We start from the raw sequence: 19,209 nt of genomic DNA, 5'->3' as shown, positions 1-19,209 counted from the left end.
CCGCCGCCACGGATGCCGGATCATTAGAACTTATCGTAGGCGATCATCTCCGGATCCACCCCCAGGCTGTCCAGCATGTCTTCGACGGCCTGAACCATCATGGGCGGCCCGCACAGGTAATATTCGATCTCCGTGGGGTCCTTGTGCGTGGCCAGATACGTGTCATGCAGGCGCTGGTGGATGTAACCGGTCATCCCCTCCCATTGGTCCTCGGGCATGGGGTTGGACAGGGCCACGTGATAGGAAAAATTGGGGTGTTTTTCGGCCAGCCCCTTGAACTCCTGATCGAAGAACAGTTCCAGTTTGGAGCGGGCGCCGTACCAGAATGACAACCTGCGGTCGGTTTTCACTCCCAGAAGTTGGTCAAGGATCTGGCTGCGCAGGGGCGCCATCCCGGCGCCGCCACCCACGAAGCACATCTCCCGGTCGGTATCCTTGACGGCAAACTCACCGAACGGCCCGCTCAGGGTCACCTTATCCCCGGGTTTGAGGTCGAAGATGTAGGTGGAACCGGTCCCCGGCGGCAGGTCCTTCGCTCCCGGCGGCGGGGTGGCGATGCGGATGGTGAAACGCAGCCGGGTATCTTCCAATGGCGGATTGGCCAGCGAATAAGCCCGGAACACCGGCTCCAGATTCTTGCCCCGCAGCCCCCACAGATTGAATCGATCCCAGTCGGGCCGGTAACGTTCGGCCACCCGGATCCGGAAATGCTCGAACGGGATCTCGTATTGCGGGATGTCGATCTGGATGTAGGCCCCGGCCGTGAAATTCAGGTGTTCATCATCATTCAGTTCCAACACCAGGTCCTTGATGAAGGTGGCCACGTTCTCGTTGGAAACCACCGTGGCCGTATATTTTTTCACGGATAAGATCTCATCGGGGATGCGGATCTTCAGGTCCTCCTTGACCTTCATCTGACAGGCCAGGCGGATATTGTCTTTTCTCTCCTTGCGGGACAGATGGGCCAGTTCGGTGGGCAGCACCCCCCTTGAGCCCTCCTCCACCTTGCACTTGCACATGCCGCACGCTCCGCCGCCGCCGCAGCCGGAGGGGATAAAGATGCCGTTGGCCGACAGCGCGGACAGAAGCGTCCTGCCCGACGGCGCATCGATGCTCTTTTCCTCGTCGTCGTTGATGATGACCCGGTTGTTCCCCTTCTGGACCACCCTGCCCTCAACAAAAAGCAGCAGCCCCACAAGGATGAGAATCACTGCGAGAAAAACAGTGGTTGCGGTAAGATATATCAACGGTCTCTCCTTCTTACAAACTGGCTCTCACAGGGTGATTCCCGAAAACAGCATGAATCCCATGGCCATCAGTCCGGTCATGATCATGGTGATGCCGAATCCTTCCAGCCCTTCAGGAACATTGGCGTAGCGCATCTTGATGCGAATGGCAGCCATGGAAACAATAGCCATGAGCCAGCCCACACCGGAGCCGAAACCGAAAACCACCGTTTCGATAAAGGTGTAGTCGCGCTCCACCATAAAGAGCGACGCGCCTAAGATGGCGCAGTTGACCGCAATCAGCGGCAAGAACACGCCCAATGCCATGTAAAGCGCCGGTGAATAGCGATCGATCACCATCTCGACCATCTGCACGATGGCGGCAATCACGGCGATAAAGGTGATGAATTTTAAAAAGCTCAAGTCAACGGTTTCCAGGCCGACCCAGCGCAGCGCCCCGGGCGAAAGCAGGAAGTGGAAGACCAGCCAGTTCACCGGGGCGGTGATGGAGAGCACGAACACCACGGCAAAACCCAGCCCGATGGCCGTGTCCATGTTCTTGGATACCGCCACAAAAGAGCACATCCCCAGAAAATAGGAGAGCAGGATGTTGCCCACGAATACCGAATTGAGAAACAGGCCGATCAGATTTTCCATACGTGTCATTCCCCGGCCGCATCCGACCGTAAAAATTATCTTCTCATCAGGCTTTTCTGCAGCCACACCAGCAGACCGATAATGATAAACGCCGCCGGTGCCAGCTGCATGAAGCCCATGTTCATGTATCCATGGTCGTAAAAAACCTGCGGAACCACGGAAAACCCGAAGAGTTTGCCGGCACCGAAAAGCTCGCGGATAAAGGCCACGGTCACCAGCACCGATCCGTATCCGGCGCCGTTGCCCAGCCCATCCATGAAGGATTTTACCGGGGGGTTGCCCAATGCAAAGGTTTCCGCACGCCCCATGACGATGCAGTTGGTAATGATAAGCCCTACAAACACGGAGAGCTGTTTGCTGATATCGTAAAAAAACGCCCGCAGCACCTCGTCGGCAAGAATCACCAGCGAGGCGATCACTGAAAGTTCCACGATCATGCGCACGTTCCTAGGAATCACGTGGCGCATGGCTGAAATGGTCAGGCTGGAAAAGGCCGTGACGAAGGTCATGGCCAGGGCCATGACGATGGCGGTATTCAGCTGCACCGTAACAGCCAGGGCCGAACAGATGCCCAGACTCTGAATGAACACCGGGTTGTTCTTGACCACCGGTTCGGCAAAGGCCTTGAATGTCGGCGATTGGGTCAATTTCATGGCAATGGATCCAATTAAGGGTATAGGCTTATTAGTTTATCAGCTGCCCGCTGGCAGAACCACCCGGCCGGTGCGGAACTGCTTGGACAACGGCTCGTATTCCGACAGGACATCCTTCAAACCGCCGGTTAAATATTTACCGGTGAGCGTGGCGCCGGAGATGCCGTCCACATAGTTGGCCTGGCGATCCGCCGGAATGGCGTCGGCCACCTTCCCCTTGGCGATACCCACGGCGGCAAATTTTCCCGCCCCATCCACGATCTGTTTGCCCACGAAGTTCTTCTGAAACCAGGGTTTTTCAATCTCGCCTCCCAGTCCGGGCGTCTCGTTGTGGCTGTATACGGAAAAGCCGGCCACGGTCTTGCCGTCGCTTTCGATGGCCATGTAGCCGTGGATCTTGCCCCACAGACCGCGGGAATCCACCGGCAGGATGTAGGCGGCCGGCTGGTTGCCCTTGACGTAGAAGCAGACCGGCAAGCCGTCTGTAACCGAATCGCCAGCCACGATCCGGCCGGCGCCGTTCATGGCATAGCAGCGGATCTTTTCCTGATAGAGCTGCTCGATCTGGGCAACTGTCTGAGGCTGATCCGGATTAAGGAGTCCCACGGCCTTCAATATGTTTTTCTCCCGATCCACGGCCACATTGCGCAATTTCCGATCCTTGAGCCCGGTGGCGGCGCCGGTGAGCAGCAGGCTGCACACCAGGGCGATCGCGACGGTAAAAGCGATGGATTTCAATTGATCAGACATTGGGCACCCTTTTTCTCAACCGCGCCTTGATAACGAAATGGTCGATCAGCGGGGCAAAGAGGTTCATAAACAAGATGGCCAGCATCACCCCTTCCGGGTAAGCCGGGTTGAACACCCGGATCATCACGGTCAGCGCCCCGATGGCAAATCCGTAGATCCACCGGGAGAGGTTCATACCTGGCGCCGACACCGGATCCGTGGCCATGTACACAATACCGAAGGCAAAGCCGCCCATGACCAGGTGCCAGGCCGGATGCACGGAGAACATGCGGGCTGCCTCTCCGCCGGAGGACAGATTGATCAGATACCCCGGATACGCCACGGCCAGCACACCGAGGATGCCGCCTACCATGATCCGGTAGTTGCCCACTCCGGTCAGCACCAGAAAAATGGCTCCCAGCAGAATCATCAGGGCCGAGGTTTCGCCCACACTGCCCGGAAGATTTCCGATGAACAGCCGCTGGAATGTATAGCCGGCATCAGTGAGAATGCGGGCCACCGACCCTCCGGAGGCCGCCAGGGGCGCCAGGGCCAGGGGGGTGGCTGCTGTCAGCGCATCCACGGCCTGCTGACCGGTCTGCTGGACCACGGTCCAGACCCGGTCACCGGACATATTGGCCGGATAGGCGAAAAAGAGGAAAGCCCGGCCGGTCAGCGCCGGGTTGAGGATATTCCTTCCTGTGCCGCCGAAAATCTCCTTACCGATCACCACGCCGAAGGAGATCCCCGCAGCCACTTGCCACAAGGGGGTGGTGGGCGGCAGGGTCATGGGAAAGAGCAGGCCGGTCACCAGGAAACCCTCACTGATATGGTGGCCCCGCACCGAGGCGAAAAGAAGTTCCCAGAACAGTCCGACGGCATAAGAAACCATGAGCATGGGCAGCACCACCCACGCCCCCCGCATCATCACCGGGACCATCCCCGGATCCAGACCCGATGCCAGTCCGGACTGGTAACCGGTGTTGTAAATGCCATAGAAAAAGGGCGGCATCAGGGAAATGATCACGAAAGTCATGAATCGCTTGAGGTCCAGGCTGTCCCGCACGTGGGCGTCGGCCGTGGTGGTCAGCGCCGGTGCAAAGGCGACCGTTTCGATGGCATCGAACAGGGGGTGCAGTTTTTCCAGCCGTCCACCGGATTCAAAGTACGGCCGGGTGGTGTTAAACAGGCGTTTGAGGGCTTTCATCATTTTCCATTCTCTGGCAGCAGGTCGTCATCGCCCGTATCAGGGTGGCGGGGATCAGGCGATCTCCTTGTAATATTGGGCTTTGGCCGATCGAAACACGTCTCGCAGCTGGATCTTCGACGGACAGGCATAGGTGCACAGCCCGCATTCGGCGCAGTCGAGCAGGCCATGAGCCAGGGCCTCTTCCACCTCGTCGGCCACCAGGCATTTCATGGTGAACTGGGGCAGGATGTCCACCGGGCAGATGGTGGCGCAGGTGCCGCAGTTGACGCAGGCCCGCACCTCCCCGTGCTGCCCGCAATCCATGGGGAAGGGCTTGCGATGAAAGGCGGACAGAAACGCCGTGGAGTAGCTGGGTTTGAGGGCGCCCGGCCGGATGAAGCCGAAAAATTCCTCCCGGTCACCGTCGTCGACCAGGTTCAGGGCGTTCTGGTAAAACCCCATGAAGCTGTCGGGACTGCCGGCAAACCCGGTGAACACACCCCCCGTGATATATCGGGCGGCCGGTTTGCCGGCAGGACCATGGCTGCATAGGTGCCGCAAAGGCACACCCGTCCGGGTCGATACATGCACGGCGGCGGGTGCAAGACTCCCGCCCACCGTCATGATGCGCTGCACGGGATAGCGGCCGGTCCGGAAATAGTCGCCCAGCAGAATCACATCCTGGCCGTCGATGAACCAGGATCGGTTCTGCTCCGGTCCGGTCCGTATCCGGTAAAGCTGCACACTGGGGTTGCCCGACGGATAGCAGCCTGTAAACCGATGAATGACGGACGGGTCGGGCAAAGATGAGACGGCCGCTTCGTCACCGGTCAGGTTGATCACCACCCGGTCGCACAGTTTGTTGAGCAAATCGATGCCGAGGCTGAACTGGTCTTCCCGGTCTTTAAGGTATACCACCGGGTCCGGTCCAAAGGGCTCGTCGTCCCCCAAGCGCACAATGATGGCCGGCGGGACCGTGTCGGGGTCGGCCAGATCCATGAAGGGCAGCGCTTTGAAAAACGGCCACATCCCGCCGTTAAGCAGGTTGTCCACCAATGCCTGCCGCGGCATTTCATCCAGTTGTTCGACCGTAGGCACATCAAAGGCTTCATAGGGTTCATTCTTGTCCAACGTGATCATGATCTCCCGGATAATCCGCCGTGGACCGAACGCGATGCGCGTCACCTGCCCCCCGCCGGGAGAAAGAAAACGGATGCGGGTATTGCGTTTGTCTTCGAAAAGGGGGGTGCCGACGGCCACCGGATCGCCCTCTTCAACCAGCAGCCGGGGTTTGATAAAAGGGATGTGTTCGGGAATCATGCCCACATGATGGGGCGTATCCAGCAGGTGCAGTTGCCGTCCGGGGGCTCCGGCAATTCGGATCGAAAACCCCTTTTTCAGGCGTATGGCGTTCATCGCTTAACCTTGGTTAGGGCACACAGGGTGCAAATTTGAAAATTTATCCGGTCAGCTCGGTAGTTGGGGTAAAGAATTCAGTGCAGATTCAGGATCCTTGACACTAATTTATCCACCATCGTCCGATGGTCGCGCACATATCGAACATACAACCGACAGCAAAATTCATACCGTAACGGCGCCTCCATGAGGATGGCGTCCTACAGTGTTCCGGGTTATCCTGTAAAAACCTGAATATTTATTTTGACATGATTTACACGGTTCTGCAAGCCGGCAGTCCCTCCCGGGTCTGAATCAAAAAGTGGAAGAGTGGCATGCGATCACGTGGCACAGGAGAACGGCTCCCCTTGACATATGCTCGATTTCATCTTAGGAAAAGATCAGACCTTATTTTGGAGATCATGGGCGTGGAATTGGATAAAAAGACAAGAATGACTCGACAGCGACGGGTCATTCTGGAAGAGATCCGCAGAACCAACGACCATCCGGCCGCAGATGAAATTTACGAACGAGTACGAAAACGGCTGCCCCGAATCAGCCTGGGCACCATTTATCGAAACCTCGATGTGCTTTGCGAATTGGGTGAAATCCAGCGGTTGGAGCTCTCCGGCGCCATGAAACGCTACGACGGCATTCCTAAAAAGCATTACCATATCCGATGCGTCGGCTGCGGCCGTGTTGACGATGCACCCATCGCACCGCTCAACGAACTGGAGGATGATCTCTACGGCACCACGGTCTATGAAATCATCGGCCACAATCTGGAATTCACCGGACTGTGCCCCCAGTGCTCCCGGCAACAGAACCGGCGACAAGCGGCCAGTTAGTTCGGATCCACGGCTCAAATTATCTTTTTTATTCCAAACAGTTGTACTAAGATACAGTCCTGTATCAACAGAAACATGAGACAAGTTTGACATCAGATTCCGGTGCGGAAGGCAAAGATAACGCCTGCAACACCCGCCGATCCCGCCGAAAAAGGATCTTATAAGAGAGAGGCCGGCGGGCAACGACCGACATCGTCCCTGGCATGTAATTTGAATCTCCCATCTGAGAATATCCGGCCCGACACTCCGTAATAATTATTCTTTCACCCCAGACCTAAAAGAGGTGACCCATGGAAGCATGCAAACCAGTTGTCAACACAGGATTAAGGGGCGTAACCATCGCCAGTACGAAGATCAGCGATGTCAAGGGTGCAGAAGGCAAGCTGGTCTACCGGGGATACCGGGTCAAGGAACTGGCCGGTAAAATCTCATTCGAGGAGGTGGCCTACCTGCTGCTGTTCGAGCGGCTTCCCAACCAGGAGGAACTGTCGGGCTTCAAACGACAGATCGCCGACCAGCGGGCGGTTCCCGATGAAATTCTTTCCGCCATGAAAGCCATGCCCAAAAATGCGCTCCCCATGGATGTGCTCCAGGCCGCCGTCCCCATGATGGCGAACTATGACCCCGACCTCCGCCGGACAGACATCGACAGCGCGACCCGCATGGCCGTGCGCCTGATTGCCCGGTTCGCCACCGTCGTGGCGGCCTGGGACCGGATTCGCAACGGGAAGGACCCCATCGCCCCGGACCCGGGCCTGAACCAGGCGGCCAATTTCCTTTACATGCTCAACGGTGAGGTGCCCGATGACGAGTTGGCCGGCTTTATGGACACGGGCCTGGTGCTCCACGCCGAACACTCCTTCAATGCATCCACCTTTGCCGCGCGGGAAGTGGCCTCAACCAAGGCCCACCTTTACGCGGCGGTAGCCGCCGCCGTCGGCTCCCTCTCCGGCCCCCTTCACGGAGGCGCCAACACGCGGGTAATGCAGATGCTGCTGGAAATCGGCGAAGTGGACAAAGTCGACGATTACGTCGCCAACATCCTCGACACCGGCGGTGTGATCATGGGGCTGGGCCATGCCGTCTACCAGGTCGACGACCCCCGGGCGCGCATCCTCGAACCCATGTCCCTCTCCCTTGGGAAACGGTCCGGAGACACCCGCTGGTACGATCTGTCCAAGGCACTGGAGGTCAAGGGCAAAGCCGCCTTCAAGAAGAAAAAAGGCAAGGACATTTTCGTCAATGTCGATTTTTACAGCGCCTCCCTATACTATTATATGGGTATCGCCGTTGATCTGTTTTCTCCCATCTTCGCCATCTCCCGGATCGCCGGATGGTCGGCCCATGTGATCGAAGAGCAGTTCGGCGGAGCCGCGGCCAAACCCACCTTGTACCGACCGGAGTCCGACTATGTCGGCGACTACTGCGGACCCGACGAATGCGCGTTCGTTCCCATGGATCAGCGATAACACCCCCACATTCACCCAAGGCTAAAGAGAGGCTTGACACTCAAGATGAAAAAATGGAAATGCACAGTCTGCGGCTACATTCACACCGGCGATGAACCCCCTGAGAAATGTCCGGTCTGCGGGGCCCCCAAAAGTAAATTCATCGACGTCACCGAACCAGAGGCCCCGGCGCCGAAGCCGGCTCCACCCGCAACGCCCGAAACCCGATCGGCGGCGGATTTCCCGGAAATATCCGAACCGGCGGCAGCGGCTGCACCTGCCGAACCCGAACCCGTTTCCCCATTCAAGGATTCGCGCTACCGCGGGCTGTTCGACATGATGACCAGGTTCCACGGGCATCCCATAACCGTCCATATCCCCAACGGCCTGCTGCCCGTATCCATCCTGTTCATTTTCCTGTCGGCCCTGTTCAGCATCAAAGGCATGGCCAGCGCGGCCACGTACAACCTGGGTGTGGTAGCCCTTTCCATGCCGCTGGTGCTGTTTTCCGGCTGGGTGGACTGGCAGAACCGCTTCAACGGCGCCATCACCGATGTCTTTATCGTAAAGATCGCCTGCGGCATCATCGTCACGGTCACCGCCTGGTTTCTGTTCATCTGGTTGCTGGTCAACCCGGCGGTGATCACCACCCCCCAGCCGTCCCGGGTTGCCTTTTTCATGATCAACCTTATTATGCTGGGAGCGGCAAGTACCGCCGGCTGGTACGGCGGCAAGCTGGTTTTCAGAGACTGATAAGGAGATTTACACCATGAGTCAGGCACATGATATCGACGAATCACAGATGCAGCAGGTCCAGATGGAGCTGACCCGTATTCTCAGCGGCCTTAAACATGAAATACCCATTTTTCTGTTCACCCAGGTAGGGAAAAACGACGTCTTCAACGATGCCGCCCGCCAGGCACTGCGTTTTTTCCGGCAATTGACCGATAAGATCGTTCTGCGGGAATTCGACCTGAACCATAAGAAGGCTCAAGAGATGGGCATCGATCACTCGCCCACCCTGGTCTTCGACCCGGGACGCTACCATGTCCGCTGGCTGGGCGCACCATTAGGCGAAGAAGGTCGAATATTCCTGGAAGTCCTGCTGCGCATCGGCACCGGCAAGAGCGACCTGAACGAGGCGGCCATGGGTGTACTGAAAAAAATAGATCAGCCCCGCCATCTGAAAGTCTTCGTCAGCGCATCCTGCCCCTACTGCCCCCAGCAGGCATTGAATGCCCTCAAGGCCGCTGTGGCCAGACCGGAGATGATTTCCCTGGAGATCATCGATATTCAGGCCAACGCCGAACTGGCCGATCAGTACGGGGCCCACTCGGTACCCCAGACCTTTGCCAACGATGTGCTCACCGCCCTGGGCGCCCAGACCGAAGAGCTGTTCATGGCCTCCCTGGATAAGATGGAGCAGCAGACCATCTTCATCCCCGAGAGTGACGCGGAGGAGGTGGAGTGCCAGCTGGTGATCATCGGCGGCGGTCCTGCCGGACTCACCGCCGGTATCTATGCAGCCCGCAGCGGCCTGAAATCCGTGGTCGTGGAAAAGGGTGTCCTGGGCGGACAGGTGGCCCTGACCCCCGTGGTGGAAAACTACCCCGGCATGAAGGAGGTGGGCGGCAAGACCCTGGTGGACATCATGGTCACCCATGCCCTGGAATATGTGCAGATCTTCCCCGGCGAAGAGGTGGTGGACATCATCCCCGGCGAACCGCACATTGTCCAGACCTCACGGAGAAAATTCAAAACCCGGGCCGTGCTCATCGCCACCGGCGCCTCCCACCGGCATCTGGGAGTGCCGGGAGAAGAGCGCTTCTCCGGCCGCGGGGTCAGCTACTGCGCCACCTGTGACGGGCCGCTGTTCAAGGGCAAACGGGTCTTCATGGTAGGCGGCGGCAACAGTGCCGCCACCGAGGCCCTGCACCTGCACAACATGGGCGTGGCCGTTACCCTGGTCCACCGGCAGGACCGCCTCAAAGCCCAGGAAGTGCTGGTTCAAAAACTGATCGACAGCAACATCCCCATCCTCTTCAACACCGAGGTCAAGGAGATCCGGGGAGAAAACCGGGTCACGGAGGTGGTACTGCTGAACAACACCACCGGTGAGACGGCCACCAAACCGGCCGACGGCGTCTTTTTGGCCATCGGTTACGATCCGGCCGTGGAACTGGCCAAAAAAGTGGGGCTGGAACTCTCCGAGGAAGGCTACATCAAACACAAGGAGTTTAGAACCAACGTCCCGGGCATCTATGTGGCCGGAGATGTGGCTGGCGGCTTCAAACAGATCGTCACCGCCGCGGGCTATGGTTCCGAAGCGGCCCTGGCCATTTTCGAAGACATCATCAATCCATACTGGAAAAAATAATGACCGGGTGTTCGAAAAACGGCGTCCCGTACCCGCCCAAAACCGCAGGAGAAAGCCGGGTGACCATGTCACACATGATGCAGCCCCAGGATGCCAACCCGGCAGGCATCGTCCACGGCGGCGTGGTTATGAAGCACATCGATGACGCCGCCGGGGTGGTGGCCCTGCGGCACACCCGCTGCAACGTGGTCACCGCGTCCATCGACCGTCTGGATTTTCACAACCCGGCCTTTATCGGCAATCTACTCAGTCTCAAGGCCAGCCTGAACCTGGTGGGCAGCACATCGATGGAGGTGGGGGTGCGCGTGGAGACCGAAGACCTGAAAACCGGCGAAGTCCGCCATACGGCGTCCGCCTACCTGACCTTTGTGGCCCTGGACGACCAGTTCCGCCCCCGGCCGGTGCCCCCATTGATGCTGGAAACCGATGAAGAACAGCGACGCAACCGTCAGGCTCAGGCCCGGCGCCGGGTGCGCCTGGCTGAAAAAACCCGCGAAACCTCCTGCCGAACCGACCCGGAAGCCTGCCATGCACCTCAGGAATAATCGATTAGACGAACACCATGCCACTGATAGATCGGCGGGTGATTCCGAAATAGTAAAAGATCAACCAAACGCGATTCATCAGCTCCTTTGCAACCTCAGCTGAATGAAACGGACCTGTTGGCGGCAGTCTCCCGGCAATGGAAAATGAGCGTCGTCAGTTTTCGGCCTGATCTTCCCCTTGCCGGCAGTCCGGAACGCACCGTCTGGCGAAGTGTCGTGGAGACTGCCGACAGCCAACTGTTTGTTCTGGAAAAGATCCCCTCGATAATCTACGGCCGCAAGCGTCGGATCGCCGGCGTCCTCAAGGAGCTGTCAGACCAAGGGCTTCAGCAGGCGGGTTTCTACCTGCCGGATGTCCACGGAGAATTCATCCCCTTGATCGCCCATGGCCTGTGGCAGTTGTGCCCTTATGTGGGAGGTGTGGTTCTGGATCGGCCCGCCTATGTCATGGACGGCTGGCGGGGTGATGCGGTCGCAGGATTTCTCATTGGTCTCCATGCCATCAGCTCTCGAAATCCTGCGGTTTTCAATACGCCGCCCTTTTCTATTTGCGCCTATATCCGAGACCTTTTTGCCACGCTTTCTCAACGCAATCAAACAGTCGCCGAACGCTATCGCCCTTTCATGGATCATCTGGAAAAACGGTTCTTTCCCGAGCGTGACCGTCTCCCCATCCGTTTCTGCCATGGAGACCTTCACCCCATCAACATCATCTGGGGTAAACGGTCTATCCGGGCGGTCATCGACTGGGAATTCTGCGGTATCAAACCGGAAGCCTATGATCTGGCCAACCTGTTGGGATGCCTGGGAATGGAACATCCGCAGAGCCTGGCCGGTCCTTTCGCACGCCGGCTGATCAGCCGGCTGAGAGAAGCGGAAATCTTTTCCCATGAGAGCTGGAACACGCTGCATGACCTGGTGCTGGCCATCCGCTTTGCCTGGCTCAGCGAATGGATGCGCAAAAATGACCAGCCGATGATCCGACTGGAAGCCGACTATATGTCCCTTCTACTGGAGCACCGGCAGGATCTGAAATCTATCCTTTCTCGGGCAGCCTGATCACCATCACCGGAATGGTGCTTCTTCTCACCACCCGGCGCGCCGTGCCGCCCATGAGTGCTTCCTTAAACATGCCAAAACCCCGAGTGCCCATAACGATGAGGTCTGCATCGTTAAGTTCGGCCTGATGAAGAATCTCGTCGGCAGCAATGCCCTCTTTCACGAGAATCTTGTCCACCTGAAAGGTGCAGGCATCCACCTCGCTGCTGATTTCATCACAGAAGTTGTTCAGCCGGCCCTTAAGGGTGGAAATGAAGTCGGCCTGCTTTTCCTCCTGAAGCTTTTTCCATTTCTCTTCGCCCACGTATCCCTGAATCTGGAGAAAGGTTTCTGCAGACAACTTCTCGATGACATGCAGAATGGTAATACGCGCACCGTATTGCTGTCCAGGCTGGCGGCGTAATTGTATGCGTAGCGTGCATTTTCAGACATATCGGTGGCATAGAGAATATTTTTGATTTGAGGCAGCATATTGTCACTCCTATTCAGGTGTCATCGCCGATCCACCGGCGGGTTTCGAATCATACGGAATTGAAGCTCACTTCAACCCAGAGCCACATCCAGAACCATCATGGTGGTAAAACCCAGCACGGTACCCATGCTGGCGATGTCTCCGTTATTGCCCCGCTGGGATTCGGGAATCACCTCTTCGATCACCACGAAAATCATGGCTCCGGCGGCAAATGCCAGGGCATAGGGAAGCATCGGGTAGAAGAACATCACCGCCGCCGCCCCCAACACACCGGCCACCGGTTCCACCATGCCGGACAACTGGCCATACCAAAGGGCTTTGCTCCTGGACATGCCCTCTCGTCTCAGGGGAAGGGACACCGCCATACCTTCGGGGAAATTCTGAAGACCGATGCCGATGGCCAGGGCGACGGCGGCGCCCACCGTGGCCGAACCCACACCGGATGCCACGGCGCCAAACGCAACGCCGACCGCCAAACCTTCCGGGATATTGTGCAGGGTGATGGCCAGCACCAGCAGGGTCGACCGTTGCCAGGAGGTTTTAGGCCCCTCGGCCTCGCTGGTGGGAAGCCCCAGGTGCAGGTGAGGCAGCACCATGTCCACCAGGCGCATAAACAGGGCACCGCCTAAAAAGCCGACGGCTGCCGGCAGCCACGGGATCGTGCCGGCCTCCTCGGCCATCTCGATGGAAGGGGCCAGCAGGGACCAGTAACTGGCGGCAATCATCACTCCGCCGGCAAACCCTAAAGAGGTATCCATCAGCAGCGGGCTGACCCGCTTGGTAAACACCACGATGCCGGCACCCAGGGAAGTCACCCCCCAGGTGAACAGGGTGGCCAGCAAAGCCTGGGTAATGGGGTTGAACCGGGAGATATAGTCAATCATATCGATTCTCCGAAACGCTGGCATACCGTCCGGCAAACACCCATCTCGGTTTTGCCGCAGGCCCACGACGGCATCCCGCGATGAGGCGCCGTTGACATCAATCCCCCAAGGCCGCCATGTGGTCGTCGTATAAGGTCTCGAACGTCTGCTTATGCTTGGCCTCTTCCTGGGCCAGCATTTTAAACAGCTTGATGCACGCCGCGTCGTCGGTTTTTGTGGCCAGTGCATTGTAAAGGCGCAGGGCCTTTTCCTCGCGCTTCATGGCCAGCCGGAGAATTTCAGCAAAGTCCATCCCCGGCTCGTACTCCATGTCAACAATGTAGTCGCTGCGCTTGATATCCGGAATCCATACGTATTTGTACTCCACCACGGTCCGGTTGCCTTTTTTGAACTCTTCCAGGAGCGCCTGGTGCTTCCTCTCCTCTTCAACAAACTCGGCAAGAGTTTGTTTGGATGCCGGAAAAGTTTCCTTATCCACCAGTTTCTGGTAGAAACTGACCGCCCGTTTCTCATTTTCGATGGCAAAATCGAGGATCTCTTCGAAGGAATTGAAATTCATGTTACCCCCTTGATACGGAAAATGGTAATCGATGGAACGAGAACAAATACCCGGGTGACATCTTTCATGCGCGGAAAACTGACTCAACCCAATCGGCAGTTACCGATAGACATACTAAAAAAGCAACTAACATGCCATTGTTTTTTATCCTGCGTTGAGCGATTATTGGGGAAACGGCGTGCTACAAAAAAATTGTAACAGTTCGATGCTTCCGGATCTCTTTAGCCCACAAACAAATACTCGAAAACCGATTGGAGGTTAACCGTGACCATTGACCGCGTTGTATTGGCTGTTGCAGGGGCGATGATTTTAATATCATTATTGTTGTCTCAAATTCATAGTGCCTACTGGCTGTGGTTCACCGCTTTTGTGGGGGCCAATCTCCTGCAGTCCAGTTTCACCGGCTTCTGCCCGCTGGTGAAAATCCTTAAACCCTTGGGAATAAAACCGGGCAAAGCCTTCGATTAAAAGCAAAGGCAATTCACGATATCTCGATTTATTGTTGATGTATTCCGGGACAGGACGGCGGCGGTTTTAGGTGCTGCCATAAAAAAAACCGGTGTTCTTGGAAAAAAATACCGGCCTCAGAAAAAGAATAACTCTCTTCACAGGCCTGAGAGGCTTTTGGGCGCTGGTATACGGCTAAAAAGATTCATGGGGCAAACATTAACTGCGCCATTGTGCCGGGTTTAGTAGTGTATTGCCCGCGCGCGCAACGTTTTTCGACACCCCTTACGAATGCACGTCGAGCTTTTTTTTGAGCCAGGATTTGACCTCGCCTTCCAGGGCCCACACGCCTTTGTGCCTGCCTTGAGAATGCAGGTAACGTTTTTTTAGGTCTCCGGGCATCTTGATCTTAGCCAGTTCCACCGCTTCGTCACTGTTCCGGCGGATAAAATAAATCACCGGCTCATCTTTCCAGGTATTGACCACAAAATAGTGGGACACATCATCTTTCGAGCGGATCACGTAATTACCCCGAGCCCAGTTGTTTCCCCACTCCAGGTAAAGGCGAACCGCCTCTTCAGGGGTCATTTCCCAGTCGATCGAATTGACCAGATCCGAATTGCTTTTGATTTCCTCAAGGTTCATCATGTCTGTACTCCTGGTGGTTTTTTTACCCGGCATCCGGCCGGTGGGATTAAGGATTGTTACTATCCGTCCATTTGGCAGATATAACAGCCAGAAACATGCCAATCCCGCCCGCACGTTGAAATGATCGCCAAAAACAGAAAATACATCAATTTTTAATGATAGTTACGATTCATCCCGCACGGTTTCTGGGGACCGCAATCGGCATAAGGCCCCTGACAAGGCCGACAGCCTTAATGTCCACATGCCACATAGCGATACATTTATGTATCAATTAATAATAATACATGAAGCACATTCTTCAAGATGCGGGCTAATGATACCTTTTTTGGCATACATTCATAATCCATCCCCCGCTAAAGCTTGCATTTTGCGAAAAATGGTGCATTTTAATTGGCAAATCAAACAAAACCAATTCACACGGCTCAGTATCCGAGGTGAGAAGAGACAGAAGCCGGAAGGCTTTCGTTGACCGCCTCAAAAGCCATCATCCGTTCGACGCATTGAGTTTTTAATTATTCCATGAACGCTTGTGATTTCCTCATTCCGGACGACAGTTCCCGACATAGCTGGAAGCAAGTCGCCTTCGACTGGTTTCGGGTGATGGTCACCGCCGGCCTGCTCGTCTGGTTCGTCTATGCAAGCGGTGCGGGATTGGGTTACAATTGGCAGTGGTACCGGGTACCTCGTTATCTGTACACCTTTTCGCAAGGCCATTTTCTGGCCGGTCCCCTGCTCAAGGGGCTGATAGTAACGCTGAAGGTTTCTGCCGTCTCGCTGGTTTTCTCCAGCCTGCTCGGCCTGATCACGGCGGTCTGCCGCTTATCCGGATCCTTTGCTGCCCGGGCCATTGCCCGGGCCTACCTGGAGTTAATCCGCAACACCCCCCTGCTGGTCCAGCTGTTTTTTATCTACTTCGTATTTTCGCCCATGGTGGATCTCAGCCGCTTTGCCTCGGCGGTTCTGGCGCTGAGCCTGTTCGAAGGGGCGTATGCCTCGGAAATCATCCGCGCCGGCATCCTGGCCATTCCCCAGGGCCAATGGGAAGCAGCCAAAAGCATCGGCCTGGGCCGGCTGCACACCTACCGGCAGGTGGTGCTGCCCCAGGCCCTTCGGCACATGACCCCGCCGCTGGTCAGCCAGGCCGTCTCCCTGATCAAAGACTCCGCGCTGGTCAGCACCATCGCTATCTACGATCTGACGATGAAGGGCCAGGAGATCATCGCGGAGACCTATCTGGTTTTCGAACTCTGGTTTACCATCGCGGCCATCTACCTGATATTGACCCTGTCCCTGTCACTGGCCGCCCAGGCCATGGAAAAACGGCTGGCGCTGACAGGTTGAGATGTTTGGGTGTGACCCTGAAAATCATTTTCAATTAAGGAAAGGAGCGTAAGTATGAAAATCGTGACACGTGTGACCCGAATGATTTTCCTGACCGTTCTGGTTTTCACCCTGGCCGGCCTCCCCGGCGCAAATGCCGCCGAAAGCCAGGACAGTGTTGTGGAGCAGGTGATCCAGCGCGGGGTGCTGCGAGTGGGCATGTCCACCTTCGTGCCCTGGGCCATGAAGGACAAAACCGGAAAACTGATCGGTTTTGAAATCGACGTGGCCACACGCCTGGCCGAAGATATGGGCGTCAAGATCGAATTCGTTCCCACCAAGTGGTCCGGCATCATCCCGGCGCTGCTTACCGGCAAGTTCGACGTCATCATCGGCGGCATGGGCATCCTGCCCAGCCGGAACCTGAAGGTCAACTTCACCAATCCTTATGATTTTACGGGAATGTCCATAGTGGCCAGCAAGAAGATGGCCGCCGGCATGACGGGCATCGAGGCGTTCAACAAGCCCGGCGTCATCATTGCGGCCCGCCTGGGGTCCACCGCGGTCACCGCCACCAAGAAATACCTGCCCAACGCGGAAATTCGCATGTTCGACGACGAGGCCCAGGCCTACCAGGAGGTCATCAACGGCCGTGTGCACGCCGTGGTCGGCTCGGCCCCCACACCGGCCTTCCAGGCCATCAAATACCCGGACAAGCTCTTTCTGCCCATCCAGGGCACATTTACGCGGGAGCCCATCGGATTTGCCGTGAAAAAGGGTGATGTGGATACCTTGAATTATTTCAACAACTGGATCGGTTACGTGGATGCCGAAGGCTGGCTGAAAGAACGCAAGACCTACTGGTTTGAAACCAAAGACTGGGAATCTCAACTCCAGTGATCGGAAAAAAGATCAGAATCACCGCCACGGACCTGATCCTGTTGACCGGGATCGGGGCCGCCGTGGTGTGGCTGCTCTATCATACCACCGTGCAGGCCCAATACCGATGGAACTGGCCGGCCATTCCCCAGTACCTGCTGCGCCTGGATGCCGAAAGCGGCCGCTGGGTACCCGGCCTGATCCTCCAGGGAGTAATGGTTACCCTGCGGTTGAGCATCTGGGCCACCCTGCTGGCCATGATCATCGGCACGGTCATGGGGCTGTTCAGAACCAGCTGCAGCCGCTACCGCCGCATGATCGGGACCGGTTACGTGGAGTTGATCCGCAATATTCCGGTATTGGTGTGGATCTTCATATTCTACTATTTTATCGGGGACCGCCTCCTGCCCGCCATCGGCATCAGCCGGGCAACACTCATGGACGGCGGCCCCCTAACCGGGATCCTGCGCCTGCTCATGGCCGAACCCTCCCGCGTGCCGATGTTCATCTCCGGCACCGTGGCTCTGGCGGTTTACGAAGGCGCCTACATCACCGAAATCATCCGCGCGGGCATCCAGTCCATCAACAAGGGCCAGTGGGAGGCCTCATCCGGCCTGGGCTTCAGCCGGGCCCAGCAGCTGCGCCACATCATCTTTCCCCAGGCCTTGCGGCGGATCATGCCGCCCCTGGCCGGCCAGTTCATCTCCACCATCAAGGATTCGGCCATCGTCTCGGTGATCTCCATCCAGGAACTGACCTTCCAGGGCATGGAACTGATGGCCGCCACCTTCCTCACCTTCGAGGTATGGATCACCATCCTGGCCATCTACTTCGTGCTTTGCCTGATCTGCTCTTTGCTGGTGGAGCGGTTCGAGTGGCATCTGAAGAAAGAGACACGGGCGGTATGAAAAAAGAGAATCGCAGGCCATCCGATTTCGAATGATCAATTACCATAGGGTATTCTAAAGGGCTTTCGCACGAACGACAACCGCCGGTATCTTCTCCTTCTCCTTAAATGCGTCCGCCGCCGCGACCGCTTCTTCGCGGGTCTGAAAACGGCCAAAGCGAACCAAATACAAGAGTTTCACGTTCTCATCCATCAATTTGACGATCAAGGAGGGGTAACCAAGCCGTTTCAATTCTGCGGCGTTGTTTTCCGCATACGCCTTGGTGCGATAGGCTCCAACCTGGATGGTGAATCGAGTCTCGTTTTCTGTGACCGTTCCGGCCGGCGAGGGTTTCGCCACCGGCATGTCCGCAGTTGGGGCTGCCTCCTCCACATCAGCGTCGCCAGTTGGATCAACGGTTACGGATTGCTCCTCATTCACCGAAAGGTCTTCCGGTCCCGGCTTCTCAACCGTGGTTGCGGCCTTATCCGATGGTGTCGCGTGCCCTATTTGTGCATCTTCAGTTAATGCCTGCCCTGTCGGCGCCTGGCCCGGAGGGGCGGCTTCAGGATCACCCGCAGGTATAGGCGCCGGCACTTTATCATCATTCAATAAGGATGCAATGACTTCTGATTCGGTGGCTGGTGGTTGCGGCATCTGGGGTATCGGATCGGCCTTGGGAACCGGCATGGGCGGTATTTTAACTCTGACCACGGCAGGTGGTGGCGCCGGTGCCGGAGGTCTCGGGAAAAACTGAATCGCGACCACGGCAAGGACGATCACCACAATCAGGATGATCAATTCCACCCACACCATCGAGCCCCTTTGGTTTTTTAGAAAATGCGCTCGTTTCAACGCCGACACCTCCTATAGATCCAGTAGGTAACCCGTCATCAAATCGTCGCCTGCACCGATGCAAACGCATGCAGGGCGGGTCAACCACGAACACCCCACGCAGCCTTGGGGCAATCAACGACCACCGGCAGC

At 56.9% G+C, this 19,209-nt stretch carries 21 protein-coding genes; 10 read left to right on the top strand and 11 right to left on the bottom strand.

The annotated features are described in order from the left end of the window. Positions 1–23 precede the first annotated feature (23 nt). Genes nqrF through ACHZBS_RS15515 form a run of 6 tightly spaced genes read right to left on the bottom strand, consistent with a single transcriptional unit; the run spans position 24 to position 5,870 of the window. Entirely contained in the window at positions 24–1,247 is a 1,224-nt protein-coding gene (nqrF, locus tag ACHZBS_RS15540) for an NADH:ubiquinone reductase (Na(+)-transporting) subunit F (protein ID WP_319407435.1), read from the bottom strand. 27 nt (positions 1,248–1,274) lie between these two features. Beyond that, entirely contained in the window at positions 1,275–1,883 is a 609-nt protein-coding gene (gene nqrE / locus ACHZBS_RS15535) for an NADH:ubiquinone reductase (Na(+)-transporting) subunit E (RefSeq protein ID WP_319407434.1), read from the bottom strand. A gap of 35 nt (positions 1,884–1,918) precedes the next feature. After that, complete coding sequence (locus ACHZBS_RS15530) at positions 1,919–2,536, bottom strand: NADH:ubiquinone reductase (Na(+)-transporting) subunit D (RefSeq protein ID WP_319407433.1); 618 nt, start codon at positions 2,534–2,536, stop codon at positions 1,919–1,921. A gap of 39 nt (positions 2,537–2,575) precedes the next feature. Next, the gene (locus ACHZBS_RS15525) at positions 2,576–3,286 is read right to left on the bottom strand and encodes an FMN-binding protein (protein WP_319407432.1); all 711 of its coding nucleotides are present in this window, start codon (positions 3,284–3,286) and stop codon (positions 2,576–2,578) included. Continuing rightward, on the bottom strand, positions 3,279–4,475 hold the full coding sequence (locus tag ACHZBS_RS15520; protein ID WP_319407431.1) for an NADH:ubiquinone reductase (Na(+)-transporting) subunit B: 1,197 nt from the start codon (positions 4,473–4,475) through the stop codon (positions 3,279–3,281). The genes ACHZBS_RS15525 and ACHZBS_RS15520 overlap by 8 nt, the downstream gene beginning before the upstream one ends. 51 nt (positions 4,476–4,526) lie before the next feature. Then, on the bottom strand, positions 4,527–5,870 hold the full coding sequence (locus tag ACHZBS_RS15515; RefSeq protein WP_319407430.1) for a 4Fe-4S dicluster domain-containing protein: 1,344 nt from the start codon (positions 5,868–5,870) through the stop codon (positions 4,527–4,529). Positions 5,871–6,271: 401 nt separating this feature from the next. Between ACHZBS_RS15515 and ACHZBS_RS15510 the strand changes: the two genes are divergently transcribed. The 6 genes from ACHZBS_RS15510 (at position 6,272) to ACHZBS_RS15485 (ending at position 12,126) form a co-directional block, all read left to right on the top strand. Continuing rightward, complete coding sequence (locus tag ACHZBS_RS15510; RefSeq protein ID WP_394707995.1) at positions 6,272–6,697, top strand: transcriptional repressor; 426 nt, start codon at positions 6,272–6,274, stop codon at positions 6,695–6,697. 290 nt (positions 6,698–6,987) lie between these two features. Beyond that, positions 6,988–8,166: a citrate/2-methylcitrate synthase gene (locus tag ACHZBS_RS15505; protein WP_319407428.1), complete on the top strand. Its 1,179-nt coding sequence runs from the start codon at positions 6,988–6,990 to the stop codon at positions 8,164–8,166. Positions 8,167–8,211: 45 nt separating this feature from the next. Next, positions 8,212–8,898, top strand: coding sequence for a rubredoxin-like domain-containing protein (locus ACHZBS_RS15500; RefSeq protein WP_319407427.1), 687 nt, complete (start codon positions 8,212–8,214; stop codon positions 8,896–8,898). Between the two features lie 16 nt (positions 8,899–8,914). After that, a complete protein-coding gene (locus tag ACHZBS_RS15495) occupies positions 8,915–10,522 on the top strand; it encodes an FAD-dependent oxidoreductase (protein WP_319407426.1) in 1,608 nt (535 codons plus the stop codon). After that, positions 10,522–11,067 (top strand): acyl-CoA thioesterase, encoded by a 546-nt coding sequence (locus ACHZBS_RS15490; RefSeq protein WP_319407425.1) that lies wholly within the window; start codon positions 10,522–10,524, stop codon positions 11,065–11,067. Before ACHZBS_RS15495 ends, ACHZBS_RS15490 begins: the two co-directional genes overlap by 1 nt. Before the next feature lie 144 nt (positions 11,068–11,211). Further along, the gene (locus tag ACHZBS_RS15485) at positions 11,212–12,126 is read left to right on the top strand and encodes an aminoglycoside phosphotransferase family protein (protein WP_319407424.1); all 915 of its coding nucleotides are present in this window, start codon (positions 11,212–11,214) and stop codon (positions 12,124–12,126) included. On the opposite strand, the gene ACHZBS_RS15480 is transcribed toward ACHZBS_RS15485, so the two are convergent. The 3 genes from ACHZBS_RS15480 to ACHZBS_RS15470 all read right to left on the bottom strand — a co-directional run bounded on the left by ACHZBS_RS15480 (position 12,104) and on the right by ACHZBS_RS15470 (position 14,041). Further along, positions 12,104–12,466 (bottom strand): universal stress protein, encoded by a 363-nt coding sequence (locus tag ACHZBS_RS15480; protein WP_319407423.1) that lies wholly within the window; start codon positions 12,464–12,466, stop codon positions 12,104–12,106. The genes ACHZBS_RS15485 and ACHZBS_RS15480 overlap by 23 nt on opposite strands. A gap of 203 nt (positions 12,467–12,669) precedes the next feature. Then, positions 12,670–13,482: a ZIP family metal transporter gene (locus ACHZBS_RS15475; protein WP_319407422.1), complete on the bottom strand. Its 813-nt coding sequence runs from the start codon at positions 13,480–13,482 to the stop codon at positions 12,670–12,672. Between the two features lie 97 nt (positions 13,483–13,579). Then, a complete protein-coding gene (locus ACHZBS_RS15470) occupies positions 13,580–14,041 on the bottom strand; it encodes a ferritin family protein (RefSeq protein WP_319407421.1) in 462 nt (153 codons plus the stop codon). A 264-nt stretch (positions 14,042–14,305) separates the two neighbouring features. Between ACHZBS_RS15470 and ACHZBS_RS15465 the strand changes: the two genes are divergently transcribed. Next, positions 14,306–14,509 (top strand): DUF2892 domain-containing protein, encoded by a 204-nt coding sequence (locus ACHZBS_RS15465; RefSeq protein ID WP_319407420.1) that lies wholly within the window; start codon positions 14,306–14,308, stop codon positions 14,507–14,509. A gap of 264 nt (positions 14,510–14,773) precedes the next feature. Here ACHZBS_RS15465 and ACHZBS_RS15460 read toward each other — a convergent pair whose 3' ends face one another. Continuing rightward, positions 14,774–15,136 carry a DVU0772 family protein gene (locus tag ACHZBS_RS15460; RefSeq protein WP_319407419.1) on the bottom strand — a complete coding sequence of 121 codons (363 nt, stop codon included), beginning with the start codon at positions 15,134–15,136 and terminating at the stop codon, positions 14,774–14,776. Positions 15,137–15,655: 519 nt separating this feature from the next. Between ACHZBS_RS15460 and ACHZBS_RS15455 the strand changes: the two genes are divergently transcribed. Genes ACHZBS_RS15455 through ACHZBS_RS15445 form a run of 3 tightly spaced genes read left to right on the top strand, consistent with a single transcriptional unit; the run spans position 15,656 to position 18,243 of the window. After that, positions 15,656–16,477 carry an amino acid ABC transporter permease gene (locus ACHZBS_RS15455; RefSeq protein ID WP_319407418.1) on the top strand — a complete coding sequence of 274 codons (822 nt, stop codon included), beginning with the start codon at positions 15,656–15,658 and terminating at the stop codon, positions 16,475–16,477. 54 nt (positions 16,478–16,531) lie between these two features. Further along, a complete protein-coding gene (locus tag ACHZBS_RS15450) occupies positions 16,532–17,356 on the top strand; it encodes a transporter substrate-binding domain-containing protein (RefSeq protein WP_319407417.1) in 825 nt (274 codons plus the stop codon). Next, the gene (locus ACHZBS_RS15445) at positions 17,353–18,243 is read left to right on the top strand and encodes an amino acid ABC transporter permease (RefSeq protein ID WP_319407416.1); all 891 of its coding nucleotides are present in this window, start codon (positions 17,353–17,355) and stop codon (positions 18,241–18,243) included. The genes ACHZBS_RS15450 and ACHZBS_RS15445 overlap by 4 nt, the downstream gene beginning before the upstream one ends. Before the next feature lie 54 nt (positions 18,244–18,297). Here ACHZBS_RS15445 and ACHZBS_RS15440 read toward each other — a convergent pair whose 3' ends face one another. Continuing rightward, positions 18,298–19,077, bottom strand: a complete 780-nt coding sequence (locus tag ACHZBS_RS15440; protein ID WP_319407415.1) for an SPOR domain-containing protein — start codon at positions 19,075–19,077, stop codon at positions 18,298–18,300. Positions 19,078–19,209: the final 132 nt, after the last annotated feature.

It is taken from the genome of uncultured Desulfosarcina sp., assembly GCF_963664155.2.
In the GTDB taxonomy this organism is placed as follows: Bacteria; Desulfobacterota; Desulfobacteria; order Desulfobacterales; family Desulfosarcinaceae; genus Desulfosarcina.
Note: the sequence above shows the minus strand (reverse complement) of the source record. Positions and strands in the feature narration are given on the sequence as shown.

Bases quoted from the DNA above. Each gene is read 5' to 3' on its own strand.
- ACHZBS_RS15520 (WP_319407431.1), bottom strand. From the start codon at position 4,475: ATGATGAAAGCCCTCAAACGCCTGTTTAACACCACCCGGCCGTACTTT.
- ACHZBS_RS15525 (WP_319407432.1), bottom strand. From the start codon at position 3,286: ATGTCTGATCAATTGAAATCCATCGCTTTTACCGTCGCGATCGCCCTG.
- ACHZBS_RS15495 (WP_319407426.1), top strand. From the start codon at position 8,915: ATGAGTCAGGCACATGATATCGACGAATCACAGATGCAGCAGGTCCAG.
- ACHZBS_RS15500 (WP_319407427.1), top strand. From the start codon at position 8,212: ATGAAAAAATGGAAATGCACAGTCTGCGGCTACATTCACACCGGCGAT.
- ACHZBS_RS15515 (WP_319407430.1), bottom strand. From the start codon at position 5,870: ATGAACGCCATACGCCTGAAAAAGGGGTTTTCGATCCGAATTGCCGGA.
- ACHZBS_RS15510 (WP_394707995.1), top strand. From the start codon at position 6,272: ATGGGCGTGGAATTGGATAAAAAGACAAGAATGACTCGACAGCGACGG.
- nqrE (WP_319407434.1), bottom strand. From the start codon at position 1,883: ATGGAAAATCTGATCGGCCTGTTTCTCAATTCGGTATTCGTGGGCAAC.
- ACHZBS_RS15450 (WP_319407417.1), top strand. From the start codon at position 16,532: ATGAAAATCGTGACACGTGTGACCCGAATGATTTTCCTGACCGTTCTG.
- ACHZBS_RS15485 (WP_319407424.1), top strand. From the start codon at position 11,212: ATGAGCGTCGTCAGTTTTCGGCCTGATCTTCCCCTTGCCGGCAGTCCG.
- ACHZBS_RS15455 (WP_319407418.1), top strand. From the start codon at position 15,656: ATGAACGCTTGTGATTTCCTCATTCCGGACGACAGTTCCCGACATAGC.
- ACHZBS_RS15475 (WP_319407422.1), bottom strand. From the start codon at position 13,482: ATGATTGACTATATCTCCCGGTTCAACCCCATTACCCAGGCTTTGCTG.
- ACHZBS_RS15460 (WP_319407419.1), bottom strand. From the start codon at position 15,136: ATGATGAACCTTGAGGAAATCAAAAGCAATTCGGATCTGGTCAATTCG.
- ACHZBS_RS15470 (WP_319407421.1), bottom strand. From the start codon at position 14,041: ATGAATTTCAATTCCTTCGAAGAGATCCTCGATTTTGCCATCGAAAAT.
- ACHZBS_RS15505 (WP_319407428.1), top strand. From the start codon at position 6,988: ATGGAAGCATGCAAACCAGTTGTCAACACAGGATTAAGGGGCGTAACC.
- ACHZBS_RS15530 (WP_319407433.1), bottom strand. From the start codon at position 2,536: ATGAAATTGACCCAATCGCCGACATTCAAGGCCTTTGCCGAACCGGTG.
- ACHZBS_RS15490 (WP_319407425.1), top strand. From the start codon at position 10,522: ATGACCGGGTGTTCGAAAAACGGCGTCCCGTACCCGCCCAAAACCGCA.